The organism is Tibeticola sp., from assembly GCF_022759015.1.
Classification (GTDB): domain Bacteria; phylum Pseudomonadota; class Gammaproteobacteria; order Burkholderiales; family Burkholderiaceae_C; genus Tibeticola; species Tibeticola sediminis.
The window spans coordinates 1-12,064 of the sequence record NZ_JAEMQB010000045.1 but is presented as its reverse complement, the minus strand read 5'-3'; the positions used below and the strand labels follow the sequence as shown (position 1 = coordinate 12,064).

General features: G+C 67.1%; 12 protein-coding genes. 9 read left to right on the top strand and 3 right to left on the bottom strand.

Features of this window, described 5'->3' with window-relative positions; translation table 11 throughout:
* From JHC36_RS02780 to JHC36_RS02750, 7 genes are all read left to right on the top strand, one after another.
* The coding region (locus JHC36_RS02780) for a uroporphyrinogen decarboxylase family protein (RefSeq protein WP_287915573.1) at window positions 1–678 on the top strand (678 nt) is incomplete at its 5' end.
* Between the two features lie 383 nt (window positions 679–1,061).
* Complete coding sequence (gene priA / locus JHC36_RS02775; protein WP_287915572.1) at window positions 1,062–3,158, top strand: replication restart helicase PriA; 2,097 nt, start codon at window positions 1,062–1,064, stop codon at window positions 3,156–3,158.
* 201 nt (window positions 3,159–3,359) lie between these two features.
* Window positions 3,360–3,902, top strand: coding sequence for a YeeE/YedE thiosulfate transporter family protein (locus JHC36_RS02770; RefSeq protein ID WP_287915570.1), 543 nt, complete (start codon window positions 3,360–3,362; stop codon window positions 3,900–3,902).
* A 1-nt stretch (window position 3,903) separates the two neighbouring features.
* Window positions 3,904–4,515 (top strand): DUF6691 family protein, encoded by a 612-nt coding sequence (locus JHC36_RS02765; RefSeq protein ID WP_287915567.1) that lies wholly within the window; start codon window positions 3,904–3,906, stop codon window positions 4,513–4,515.
* Between the two features lie 69 nt (window positions 4,516–4,584).
* Complete coding sequence (locus JHC36_RS02760; protein ID WP_124222760.1) at window positions 4,585–4,827, top strand: hypothetical protein; 243 nt, start codon at window positions 4,585–4,587, stop codon at window positions 4,825–4,827.
* Window positions 4,809–5,453: a DUF6969 family protein gene (locus tag JHC36_RS02755; protein ID WP_287915564.1), complete on the top strand. Its 645-nt coding sequence runs from the start codon at window positions 4,809–4,811 to the stop codon at window positions 5,451–5,453. The genes JHC36_RS02760 and JHC36_RS02755 overlap by 19 nt, the downstream gene beginning before the upstream one ends.
* Window positions 5,454–5,496: 43 nt before the next feature.
* Window positions 5,497–6,489, top strand: a complete 993-nt coding sequence (locus JHC36_RS02750) for a sulfurtransferase (RefSeq protein ID WP_287915561.1) — start codon at window positions 5,497–5,499, stop codon at window positions 6,487–6,489.
* Window positions 6,490–6,818: 329 nt separating this feature from the next.
* On the opposite strand, the gene katG is transcribed toward JHC36_RS02750, so the two are convergent.
* Both katG and JHC36_RS02740 read right to left on the bottom strand, forming a co-directional pair.
* A complete protein-coding gene (gene katG / locus JHC36_RS02745; protein ID WP_287915558.1) occupies window positions 6,819–9,059 on the bottom strand; it encodes a catalase/peroxidase HPI in 2,241 nt (746 codons plus the stop codon).
* A 93-nt stretch (window positions 9,060–9,152) separates the two neighbouring features.
* Complete coding sequence (locus tag JHC36_RS02740; RefSeq protein ID WP_287915556.1) at window positions 9,153–10,118, bottom strand: AEC family transporter; 966 nt, start codon at window positions 10,116–10,118, stop codon at window positions 9,153–9,155.
* A 114-nt stretch (window positions 10,119–10,232) separates the two neighbouring features.
* Here JHC36_RS02740 and JHC36_RS02735 point away from each other — a divergent pair, with 114 nt between their 5' ends.
* Complete coding sequence (locus JHC36_RS02735) at window positions 10,233–11,171, top strand: branched-chain amino acid transaminase (RefSeq protein ID WP_287915553.1); 939 nt, start codon at window positions 10,233–10,235, stop codon at window positions 11,169–11,171.
* Between the two features lie 14 nt (window positions 11,172–11,185).
* Window positions 11,186–11,398, top strand: coding sequence for a zinc-finger domain-containing protein (locus tag JHC36_RS02730; protein ID WP_287915550.1), 213 nt, complete (start codon window positions 11,186–11,188; stop codon window positions 11,396–11,398).
* 91 nt (window positions 11,399–11,489) lie between these two features.
* Here the strand turns inward: JHC36_RS02730 and JHC36_RS02725 are convergent.
* Window positions 11,490–12,064: sensor histidine kinase (locus JHC36_RS02725; protein WP_287915547.1), on the bottom strand; the 575-nt coding region annotated here is incomplete at its 5' end.

Below are 12,064 nucleotides of genomic sequence, written 5' to 3'. Positions count from 1 at the left end.
TTTTCGGGCAGCCCCTGGACGCTGGCCTGCTACATGGTCGAAGGCGGCGGCAGCGACGACTACCGCCAGGTCAAAACGCTGATGTACGCGCGCCCGGACCTCATGCACCGCATGCTCGCGGTCAACGCCGACGCCGTGGCCGCCTATCTGAACGCGCAGATCGACGCGGGCGCGCAGGCGGTGATGGTGTTCGACAGCTGGGGCGGCGTGCTGGCCGACGGCAAGTTCCAGGCCTTCAGCCTGGCCTACACCGCGCGCGTGCTGCGCCAGCTCAAGCGCGTGGGCGTCGACGGCGCGGTGGTGCCGCGCATCGTCTTCACCAAAGGCGGCGGGCTGTGGCTGGAGGACATGAACACGCTCGACTGCGACGTGCTGGGCCTCGACTGGACGGTCAACCTCGGCCGCGCTCGCGCGCTCGTGGGCGGCAGCGTGGGCGGCCCCGGCAAGGCGCTGCAGGGCAACCTCGACCCCAACGTGCTCTTTGCCCCGCCCGAAGCCATCGCCGCGGAGGCCCGCGCCGTGCTCGAAAGTTTCGGCACGCCGCACACGGACCGCAAGCTCAGCGGCCCCACGCACATCTTCAACCTCGGCCACGGCATCAGCCAATACACGCCGCCGGAACATGTCACCGCGCTCGTCGAGACCGTGCATGCGCATTCCCGCGCCATGCGCGCTTGAGCCCGCTTGTCAAGCCCATTTCGCGCCCTTTTTTGTGTCTCAGGGGCTTGACAGGCGCGTCTTATGCACAAAAAAAGGTGGGCCAGACCGCTTCTTGGGGCGGAGCCGAATAAGCGGCTCAACGGGCCATGAAATTCGCTAAGTGTTTGATTTTTCGATAGCCGATGGCCGTGCCGAATTTCTGGGCAAGCCAATCAGAGCCTTGATTTTCAAGCCCTCGCCGGCGGTTTGGACATGTTCTCAACAAAGTTATCCACAGAAGCGGTGGACATCCCGCCCGCGCCCCCATCTTCAAGGACTTAGCGATCGTTTGGAAAAGTTTTGACGAAGTGCCAGCGCCAAACCAACCCGACCCGACCGCCCGTTGCTGGTGCGAAGTCGCGGTGCCTTCCCCCGCGCACACCGCGATCAGCGGGCCGTTGAGCTACGCCTGCGAGCGCCCGCTCGCGCCCGGGACGCTGGTGCGCGTGCCGCTGGGGCGCTCCGAGGTTTTGGGGGTGGTCTGGTCTTGCGCGGCCCAGCCGCCGGCCAACGTGCCCGCGGCCTCCTTACGCTCGATCACAGCCGATCTTTCAGGACTCGCCCCGCTGAGCGCCGCTTGGCGGCAGTTGGTGGAATTCACCGCGCGTTATTACCAGCGCGGGCTCGGCGAGGTTGCCGTGGCCGCCTTGCCGCCGGCGCTGCGCAGCCTCGATGCCGAACAGCTTCAGCGGCGCCTGCAGCGCCGGGCCGCCGCCGCACACGACACGACCGCAGCCGGCCCCCGCCGCGGGACGGCCGACTCGGAACCGCCGCCGTTGAGCGCACAGCAGCAGGCGGCGCTGGCACAAATTGACGCCGAGCCGGGGCCGTTTCTGCTGTTTGGCGCCACCGGCAGCGGCAAAACCGAGGTCTATCTGCGGTCCGCGCAAGCCTTGCTCGAGCGCGATGCCTCGGCCCAAGCGCTGGTCCTGGTGCCGGAGATCAACCTGACGCCACAGCTCGAAGCGCGCTTTTCCGCGCGCTTTGCCCCGCGCTGGGGAGGCGATGCGGTCGTTTCGCTGCACAGCGCCATGACGCCCGCGCAGCGGCTGCGCGCCTGGCTGCTCGCGCACGAAGGTCGTGCGCGCATCGTGCTGGGCACCCGGCTTGCGGTGTTTGCGTCGCTGCCGCGACTGGGGCTGATCGTGGTCGACGAAGAGCACGACCCGAGCTACCGCCAACAGGAAGGTGCGCGCTACTCGGCGCGCGACCTCGCGCTCTACCGCGGACGACTGGAGCAGGCCAAAGTCATCTTGGGCTCGGCCACGCCCTCGATCGAGAGCTGGTACCACAGCCGGCCCGGCGGGCGCTACCGCCGCATCGACATGCCCGAACGCATCGGTGCCGCACCGCAGGCGCAGGTGCGCCGCATCGACATGAGCCACCAGCCGCGCGGTGCCGTGCTCTCGCCGCCGCTGGTCGAAGCGATCGCCGAGCGGGTGCGTCGCGGCGAGCAGTCGCTGCTGCTCCTCAACCGTCGCGGCTACGCGCCCGTGCTGCATTGCCCCGATTGCGGCTGGAAGAGCGACTGCCCGCACTGCAGCGCGCACCAGGTGTTCCACAAGATCGACCGCACGCTGCGCTGCCACCATTGCGGTTTCACGCAGCGGGTCCCTCGCGCGTGCCCGAGCTGTGGCAACCTCGACATCGCGGCCTTGGGTCGCGGCACCGAACGGCTGGAAGAGCATCTCGCCGAACGGCTCGCCGACGTCCGCCGACCCGACGGTCAGCCACCGCGCATCCTGCGCATCGACGCCGACAGCACCCGCGCCCAGGGTGCGCTCGAAGCCGCACTCGATCAGGTCCATGCCGGTCAAATCGACGTGCTCGTTGGCACGCAAATGGTCGCCAAAGGGCACGACTTTCGCCGCATCACACTCGTCGCCGCGGTCAACCCCGATGGGGCGCTGTTTTCCAGCGACTTTCGCGCCGCCGAGCGCCTGTTTGCCCTACTGGTACAGGCCGCAGGCCGCGCCGGACGTGCCGGGGAAAGCGGCCCGCTCGGCCAGCCCGCCCCGAGCGAGATGTGGGTGCAAACCTTCCACCCGGCGCACCCCTTGTTCGAGGCGCTGCGCCGCTACGACTACCCCGCTTTCGCCGAGAGCGAACTCGCCGAGCGGCAGGCCGCCCAGCTCCCGCCGTTCGGCCACCAGGCCCTGCTGCGCGCCGAGGCGCGAAGCCAAGAGGCCGCCCAAGCCTTCCTCACCGCTGCGGCCGCACGCGCGCAGGCCGAAATCCCCGAGTACGCCGCAGGCGTGACGCTCTACGGCGCCGTGCCCCAAACGATCGCCCGCGTCGCCCGCGTCGAACGCGCCCAGTTGCTCGTGGAGAGCGCCTCGCGCCGTGCGCTGCAAGCCTTCCTCGCCGCCTGGCGGCCTTGGTTGCTCGAATTGCGCGCGCAACCCGAACACCGCGCCGTCATCCGCTGGGCCATCGACGTCGACCCGCCCAGCATCTGAGCCTAACAGGCCACTAGGGCAAACCCCGATATCGCACGATCTTCGCTTGGCCCATATACTCCGACTGGTATTTGTGGCAACGCCGAATGGGTCGCTGCGATAGCCCGCGGCCGACTGCGGACCATCGCAGCGACGAACCCAGCCTTCCCCCTGGGTTTGCGGCGGATTGGGTCTTTCAACCTTTGATCGAAACGGTACACCATGACGACAGCGACGATGACTTCCCATGCGCCGAGCACCCGCGCGGTGCGGCCCTTCTGGCCACCGCTGCTGGCCGGCGTTTTCCTCGGCCTGGTGCTTCTCGTGACCTTTCTTTGGACGGGACACGGCTTGGGCGCCACGGGCTTCACCACGCGGCTGGCCGCCTGGCTCGGCCTGCAGGTCGCGCCGGCGGCGACGCAGGCCAACGCCTACCTTGGCCCCATCGCCGAAAACGGGCAGCCGCTCAACAACTGGATCACCTGGCAGGTGATCGGCGTGTTCATCGGCGCGCTCGCGTCGGCTTTCATGGCCGGTCGCTTCCGGGTGCAGCTCGACGGTGCCCGCAGCATCGGCACCGGGCCGCGCATCCTCACCGCCTTGCTCGGTGGCATGCTCGCGGGCTTTGGTGCCCGCGTCTCTGCCGGCTGCACGAGCGGCCTTGGTCTCTCGGGCGCCGCGACGCTTGGGGTCGCAGCCTTCGTATTCCTCGGCACGTTCTTCGTGTCCGGCTTGATCGTGCATCGCCTGGTGCGGGGGGTTTGAGATGTTTCCTTTGAATGACAACGGCATGATTTCGGGCCTCGTCTGCGGCCTGCTGTTTGGCGTGGCGCTCGAGCGCTCGGGCTTTGGCAGTCCGTGCAAACTCACCGGCCAGTTCAGTCTGCGCGACTGGTCCGTGCTGAAAGTGATGTTCACGGCCATCGTCGTCGCGGCCACCGGCCTCTACCTGCTGCGCGTCATGGGCTTGCTCGCAGCCGACTCGGTCTTCGTCCCGCCCGCCATGCTGGCTGCGGCCGCAGCCGGCGGCGTGCTGGTGGGCGCGGGCTTTGCCATCGGCGGCTATTGCCCTGGCACGTCCATGGTGGGCCTGGCCTCGGGGCGGCTCGACGCGCTGGTATTTCTCGTCGGACTGATCCTCGGCACCTTCGTCTTCGCTGGGCTCTATGGGCCCAGCATCGAAGCGCTGATGAACGCGTGGGAGCTCGAAAGCGGCGACACCTTCGCCGACGCCTTTGGCATCCCCGACCTGGTCGTCATCGGTCTGATGGCGGCTGCACTCGTCGGGGTGTTTTACGCTGGCTCCTGGTTCGAGCGCCGCAGCCGCGGCCCTGTCACGGCCGAGCAAGCCGTGGCCGGTGCCGGCGCCGAGGCTTGATCCCCCGCGCGCTCGACGCCCCCAGCGCATACTTCCGTTTTCCTCAACGTGTCACGAAAGGACGCACCCATGAAACGCCAACCCAAGAAACTCGGTGAAACCGTCTCGGCCCTGCTGGTCGCCAGCGCGCTGATCGCGCCCGCGCCGGCGGCCCTCGCTGCCGACGCCCCGGCCCAAGGCGCGAGCGCCAGCAAGGCTGCCGCCAACCCCTGCGGACCCGCCAACCCCTGCGGCCCCGCCAAGAAGAAAAAGAAGAAAGCCGAGTCGGGCAACCCCTGCGCTCCGGCCAACCCGTGCGCACCGAAGAAATAAACAATCTCCGCGAGCGTCGCCTTGCCGCGGCCGAGACCGTGGCTGCGCTGCAGTTGCACTACGCACGCGCTGGCCGCGGCCTCGCCGAGGTCGCCTTGGCTGGGGCTCGGACGCTCGAACCTCTGCGCCATTACCCGGCACGCGACGTCGTGGATCCGGCCCGGGGTACGCGTTTCTACTATCACGCGCACACCTCGCACCGCTATCCGGCCGAAGAGCATGGGCACTTTCATCTCTTCGTTTATCCATCCGGGCAGCCCTCAGGGCCGGATTTTTTCCACCTTGCCGGCCTGTCGCTCGACGCCCGTGGCATGCCCTTGCGCTGGTTCACCACCAACCGCTGGGTTACGGGCGAACGGTGGCACAGCGCGGACGCCCTGCTGGATGCTCTGCCCCGTTTTGCCATCGAGACGCGGGGTCGCCTCGCGCCGCTGGCGCGTTGGTTGACGGCGATGGTGCAGCTGTACGCACCGCAAATCCGCGCGCTCATTCTTCGGCGCGACGCGCGCATCGCGCGCAAGCTGGCCCAAACCCCGGGCGAAGCGCTGTTCGAGGATCGGCGCCTCGATGTGGTGTCTGAGTGCCGCGTGTCGCTGCCGCAAACGCTGGCGCAGATCGCCGGCTGACAACGCCGCTGGTTTTCATTCAACCCAAGTCAATAGGAGATTCATGATGAGACAACTATTCGCCAAATGCGCGGCCACAGCCGTTTTGAGCTGGGGCGCCGTCACGGCCTTTGCCGCAGGCTTGCCCGGTCCGATCGTCGATTCGGCTTGGCTGGCCGCGAACCTCGACCGGGTGCAGGTCGTCGACGTGCGCAGCAACCCCAAGACCTTCACCGCCAAGCCTGAAGTCTCGACCGACCCGAAGACCGGCAAGAAAACCCTGGAAGAGGTCGGCGGCCACATTCCGGGTGCCCGGCTGATCGACATGAAAAACATGCTCGTCGAGCGTGAAATCGGCGGCATGAAGGTGAAATACATGATCCCCGAGAAGGCCGCCTTCGAGAAAGCCGTGCAAGCCGCAGGCGTCGATGCGGGCAAGCCCATCGTGCTCGTGCCCGTGGGCACCGAGCCTGCCGACGTGGACAACGCGCTGCGCGTCTACTGGCAAATGAAGGTCTACGGCGAGGACGACATCGCCGTGCTCGATGGAGGCGTCGCCAACTGGCTGCTCGAGGGGCGCGCCATCAGCACCGACCCCGCACCCGCCAAGACCGGCAACTGGGTGGCCAAGGCGGACCGCACCGCCCAGTATTTCGCCAGCACCGACGATGTAGCCAAGGCCATCGAAGCCAAAAATGCCACCCTGGTCGACTCGCGCGACCTCAAGAGCTACCACGGCCTCGTGAAGCGTGACTATGTCTTTGCGTATGGCCACCTCGAAGGCGCCAAGCTCTACCCGCCCGAGCTGATGCTGAAGTCCGCCGGGGGCGCGGTGAAGTTCATGAGCCCGAACACCTACCGCGCGCTGTTCTCGGCCCAGGGCATCGATCCGGCAGCCCCGGCCATCACGTACTGCAACTCGGGTCACCTCTCCTCGGGCCCGTGGTTCGTGTTGTCCGAGGTCCTGGGAAACAAGAACACCCGCCTCTACGACGGCTCGCTGCATGAGTGGACCCTGGCCAAGCGCCCGCTCGTCGGCGCGGTGCCGCTGCAGTAAGCGGTCGAACGTTTGAACCTAAATCCGGCAGTTGACCGCTTCTCGTGAAACGCAAGATGTTGATGTTTCAGCAATTTTCGGTACGGAGGCCGTTCGCCGCTTGAGTGAGCGCTGCGCACCCGTTCGAGTCGCCCTCGGGCGCGGGGGCGGCGTTGCAACTCCTCGCCATGGCCAGCGCCATGGCTGTAGTTTGCGCCTTGCCCGCGCGCCCGACGACGACCCGCCCAGGCGCGCCCAACCGCCGGATTTAGGTTGAACAAAGGGGCGCCCGCGGGCGCCCCTTTTTTGTTGCCGCGCAAGCTCGGCAGGATCAGCCAACGGCCCCGGCTTCAACGCCGATCGAAACGGTCGAGGTTCATGACCTTGGTCCAGGCGGCGGCGAAATCTCGCACGAACTTGCCGCGGTTGTCGTCCTGCGCATAGACCTCGGCGATCGCCCGCAGTTGCGAATTCGAACCAAACACCAGATCGACCCGCGTGGCGGTCCATTTCAGGGCGCCGCTGCGGCGGTCGCGCCCCTCATAGGCGTTGTCGCCGCTCGGCCGCCACGCCGTGCCCATGTCGAGCAGGTTCGTGAAGAAGTCCGGCGTAAGCTGCCCGGGCCGCTCGGTGAACACCCCTGCGGGCGCATTCGCATGGTTGGCGCCGAGCACGCGCAGGCCGCCGACCAGCACCGTCATCTCCGGTGCTGACAGGCGCAGCAGCTGCGCCCGGTCGAGCAGCATCTCCTCCGGTGAGACGCGGTAGGCGCGTTGACGGTAGTTGCGAAAACCATCGGCCACGGGCTCGAGCACCGCGAAGGACGCCACATCGGTCTGCGCCTGCGTGGCGTCGGTGCGACCGGGAGTGAAGGGCAGCTCCACCGCATCGCCCGCCGCCTGCGCCGCCGCTTCGACCCCGGCGTTGCCGGCCAGCACGATCAGGTCAGCCAGCGACACCCGTTTGCCGCCGCGGGCCTCGGCATTGAAGCCACGCTGTATGCCTTCGAGCACGGCGAGGACGCGCGCGAGCTGGGCGGGCTCGTTGACTTCCCAATCTTTCTGTGGCGCGAGGCGGATGCGGGCGCCGTTCGCCCCGCCGCGCTTGTCGCTGTCGCGGTAGGTACTGGCGGCAGCCCAGGCGGTCGCGACCAGCTCGCGCACCGCCAGGCCGCTCGCCCGGATGCGGGCCTTGAGCTCCTGGACGTCGGCGGCATCGATCAGCGGATGATCCACCGGCGGTAGCGGGTCCTGCCAAATCAGATCTTCGGCCGGCACTTCGGGACCCAGGTAGCGCGCCTTGGGGCCCATGTCGCGGTGCGTGAGCTTGAACCAGGCTCGGGCGTAGGCGTCGGCGAAGGCGTCCGGGTGGTTCAGGAAATGGCGGGCGATTGTTTCGTAGGCCGGGTCGAACTTGAGCGACAGGTCGGCGGTGGTCATCATCGGCCGATGCCGAACGCCGGGCACATGGGCGTCGGGGATCATGTCCTCTTCGTCCACATCCTTGGCCAGCCACTGCCAGGCGCCGGCCGGGCTCTTGACGAGCTCCCAGTCGTATTTGAACAAGACCTTCAGATAACCCATGTCCCAGCGCGTCGGGTTGGGCTTCCAGGCGCCTTCGATGCCGCTGGTGGTCGTGTGCTCGCTGTGTCCCTTTCCGTAGGCGTTCTTCCAGCCCAGGCCCATCTCTTCGAGGGGCGCAGCTTCTGGCTCCGGACCGAGGAGCTTGGGGTCGCCCGCGCCGTGGGCCTTGCCGAAGGTGTGGCCACCCGCGATCAGGGCCACGGTCTCCTCGTCGTTCATGGCCATACGGGCAAAGGTCACGCGCACGTCGTGCCCGCTGGCGACCGGGTCGGGCCGGCCATCGGGGCCTTCGGGGTTCACATAGATCAGACCCATCTGCACGGCGGCCAGCGGGTTTTCGAGTTCGCGCTCGCCGCTGTAGCGACCGCCGGGTCTATCGCTGGTGGCCATCCACTCGGACTCGGGGCCCCAGTAGATATCTTCCTCAGGCGCCCAAATGTCGACCCGGCCGCCACCGAAACCGAAGGTCTTGAAGCCCATGGTTTCCATGGCCACGTTACCGGCGAGGATGAACAGGTCGCCCCAGGAGATCGCGTTGCCGTACTTGCGCTTGATCGGCCACAGCAAGCGCCGCGCCTTGTCGAGATTCGTGTTGTCGGGCCAGCTGTTGAGAGGAGCAAAGCGCTGATTGCCGGTGCCCGCACCGCCACGCCCATCGGCCGTGCGGTAGGTGCCGGCGCTGTGCCAGGCCATGCGGATGAACAGGCCGCCATAGTGGCCCCAGTCGGCCGGCCACCAGTCCTGCGACTGGGTCATGAGGTCAGCCAAGTCTTTCTTGAGCGCGGCGAAGTCGAGCTTCTTGAAGGCTTCGGCGTAGTCGAAATCCGGGTCCATGGGGTTGGACACCGGCTGGTGCTGGTGCAGGATGGCCAGATTGAGTTGGTTCGGCCACCATTGCGCGACCGACGGCGCGCCCAAGGTGGCCCGCGCGCCTCCGGCTTCGTGGAACGGACAGCGGGATGCGCCCTCAGGCGCGGAAGGACTCGGGGTGGAAACGGGATGGCTCATGACAAGACTCCAAAGTGGTTTGGGAGCTTGATTGAGCCAGATGCAATCGGTGGAGTCTATTTGATTGTTTTCATCAATGGGATAGCCATTCCCTCAACGCAGCAACGCCACGGCCCCCGAGAAGGTGAAAAAGGCCGCCGCGGTGGAAATGAGGATGATGCGCGCGATGCGGCCGTTGTTGGCGCCAAAGCGCTCGGCCAGCAGCGAGACGTTGCTCGCGCTCGGCAAGGCGGCGATCAGCACGAGCACGGTCAAGGCAAAGCGGTCGATGCTCACGCCCAGATGCCGCGCGCTGATGCCGATGAGCAGCACCAGCAGCGGGTGGAGCAGCAGCTTGACCAGCACGATGGGCAGCACATCGCCGAGCCCTGCCGCAGGCTGCGCGGATGCGGCCGCCCGCAGGTCGGAGCGGGCCAGCACGGCGCCGATGGTGAACAGCGCGACCGGCGACGCGGCATCGGCCAGCAGGCCCACGGTGCGCTCGATCGGTCCGGGCAAGTCGAACGCGAAGGCCGAAGCCAGCGCCCCGAGCCCGATGGCCCAGGGCATGGGATTGACGAGGATGCCCTTGAGTGCTTTTTGCGCCGCGTGCGCAAAGCCGTGCTCGTCGACACTGTCGAGCTGCGAAAGCCCGATGCACAGCGACGAGGTCACGACCATGTCGACCAGGATGGTAACGATGATCGGCCCTGCCGCTTCTGGACCGAGCAGCGCCACCAGCAGCGGCACCCCCATGAAGCCCGTGTTCGGAAACGCCGCGACGAGCGCACCGAAGGCCGCATCTTTCCAGCGGATGCGTTCGTTGAGGCTGATCGCGACGGAAAAGCCCACGACCACGAGTGCGACGAGCAGCCAGACCAGAAACACCCGGGCATCGAGCAACTGCGCAATCGGCGTGCGAGCGCCAAAGCGATAGAGCATGGCCGGCAGCGCAAAGTAGAGCACGAAGCCGTTGAGGCCGGGGATCGCCTCGAGCGCGAGCAGGCCCCGGCGTGCGGCGGCATAGCCCATCAGCACGAGCGCAAAGAATGGAAGGGTAACGGCGAAAACCTGCAGCATCGCCTGCGATTGTCACCGGCTTCGGGGCGCTGGCGCTGCGCTGGCCGCGACGGGAAGCGCCCGAGCCTTGGCCTAAAATGAAATGATCTCCCTACAACCTCGACAGGACTCCTGATGAGCGCAATGCCCCCCTCAATGGCCGACCGCGACGGCAAAATCTGGATGGACGGCCAGCTGGTCGAATGGCGCGATGCCAAGGTTCATGTGCTCACGCACACGCTGCACTACGGCTGCGGCGCATTCGAGGGGGTGCGCGCCTACAAAACCGAGCGCGGCACGGCGATCTTCCGCCTCGAGGAGCACACCGAGCGGCTGTTCAACAGCGCCAAGATCCTGCGCATGAAACTGCCGTTCACGAAAGAGCAGGTCAACGAGGCGCAAAAAGCCGTGGTGCGCGCCAATGGGCTGGAGAGCTGCTACATCCGCCCGCTGATCTGGATCGGCGACAAGAAGCTCGGCGTCAGCCCCAAGGGCAACACCATTCACCTGATGGTCGCGGCCTGGTCCTGGGGCGCCTACCTCGGCGAAGAGGGCATGAAGCGCGGCATCCGGGTCAAGACCAGCAGCTACACCCGCCACCATGTCAACATCACGATGACGCAGGCCAAGACGGTGAGCAACTACACCAACTCCATCCTCGCCAACATGGAAGTCACCGACGAGGGCTATGACGAAGCGCTGCTGCTCGACCCTTCCGGCTTCGTGAGCGAGGGCGCGGGCGAGAACATCTTCATCGTCAAGAACGGCGTGATCTACACGCCCGACCTCTCTGCTGGCGCCTTGAATGGCATCACGCGCAACACGGTGCTGCACATCGCCAAGGACTTGGGGCTCGAGGTGGTGCAAAAGCGCATCACCCGCGACGAGGTCTACATCGCCGATGAAGCCTTCTTCACCGGCACCGCCGCCGAAGTGACGCCGATCCGCGAGCTCGACCGCATCGAGCTCGGCAGCGGCTCGCGCGGCCCGATCACCGAGCGGATCCAGAACGCCTTCTTCGACATCGTCAACGGCCGCAATCCCAAGTACGCGCACTGGCTGAGCCTGGTGTGAAACAGGAGTCCCCGATGAGCAAGGCACCCGCCGTCGTCGAACTGCTCGCGCGCGACCTCAACCGCGAAGGCGAGATTTTTTGCCCCAACCCCAAGGCCGGCATGGCGTTGTGGAACGGCCACCCGAGGGTCTACCTCGATGTTGCCTCCACCGGCGAGGCCAAATGCCCATACTGCGGCACGGTCTACCGGCTCAAGGCCGGCGAGATCGTGCATGCGGCGCATTAAGGCAACGCTGAACCAGTCCCCCGCGCGCCGCGCATCCCGGCCGCGGGCACGCGCCATCACGGGAACTTATTCAGCGTTGCTTTAACAGCGGTCAGGTTGCAGCCGCCCCAGCCGCGGGCAGCCACACCGTGAAACACGCGCCGCCGCCCGCTCGCGGCTCGCAGCGCACGCGCCCGCCGTGGCGCTCGGCGATGGACTTCACCAGCGCCAATCCCAGGCCCACGCCCCCTTCACGCTCGCTGGCTCCGGGCAGGCGGTAAAACGGCTCGAAGATGCGCTCGCATTGGTCCATCGGCACACCGGGGCCGCGGTCGCACACCTGCACCACCACCGCGTCGCCCTCGCGGGACAGCCGGACGCGGATCTCGGCGTTGCCGGCAGCGGCGCCATAGCGCCGCGCGTTCTCGAGCAGATTGCGCAGCAGCCGCCGCAGCAGCTTGGCCACGCCGCGCACTTCGAGCTGCGCCGGATCGGCAACGCCCCCGGTCACTTCCAGCGTGGCACCGACGCGCGCGGCCTCCTCGGCGGCCAGGCCGACGAGATCGAGCCGCTCGAAGGTGCCCAAGTCGGTCTCAGGGGTATCGAGCCGGCTCGCCAGCAGGATTTCATCGACGAGCTGGTCGAGTTCGCCGATGCTGCGCTCGAGTTCCGCCCGCAACGCGGCAG

What these genes read in the sequence shown, in the direction of transcription:
- JHC36_RS02740 (WP_287915556.1), bottom strand. Translation starts at nt 10,118, where the DNA reads ATGCTGCAGGTTTTCGCCGTTACCCTTCCATTCTTTGCGCTCGTGCTG.
- JHC36_RS02760 (WP_124222760.1), top strand. Translation starts at nt 4,585, where the DNA reads ATGAAACGCCAACCCAAGAAACTCGGTGAAACCGTCTCGGCCCTGCTG.
- katG (WP_287915558.1), bottom strand. Translation starts at nt 9,059, where the DNA reads ATGAGCCATCCCGTTTCCACCCCGAGTCCTTCCGCGCCTGAGGGCGCA.
- JHC36_RS02770 (WP_287915570.1), top strand. Translation starts at nt 3,360, where the DNA reads ATGACGACAGCGACGATGACTTCCCATGCGCCGAGCACCCGCGCGGTG.
- JHC36_RS02735 (WP_287915553.1), top strand. Translation starts at nt 10,233, where the DNA reads ATGAGCGCAATGCCCCCCTCAATGGCCGACCGCGACGGCAAAATCTGG.
- JHC36_RS02765 (WP_287915567.1), top strand. Translation starts at nt 3,904, where the DNA reads ATGTTTCCTTTGAATGACAACGGCATGATTTCGGGCCTCGTCTGCGGC.
- JHC36_RS02750 (WP_287915561.1), top strand. Translation starts at nt 5,497, where the DNA reads ATGATGAGACAACTATTCGCCAAATGCGCGGCCACAGCCGTTTTGAGC.
- JHC36_RS02730 (WP_287915550.1), top strand. Translation starts at nt 11,186, where the DNA reads ATGAGCAAGGCACCCGCCGTCGTCGAACTGCTCGCGCGCGACCTCAAC.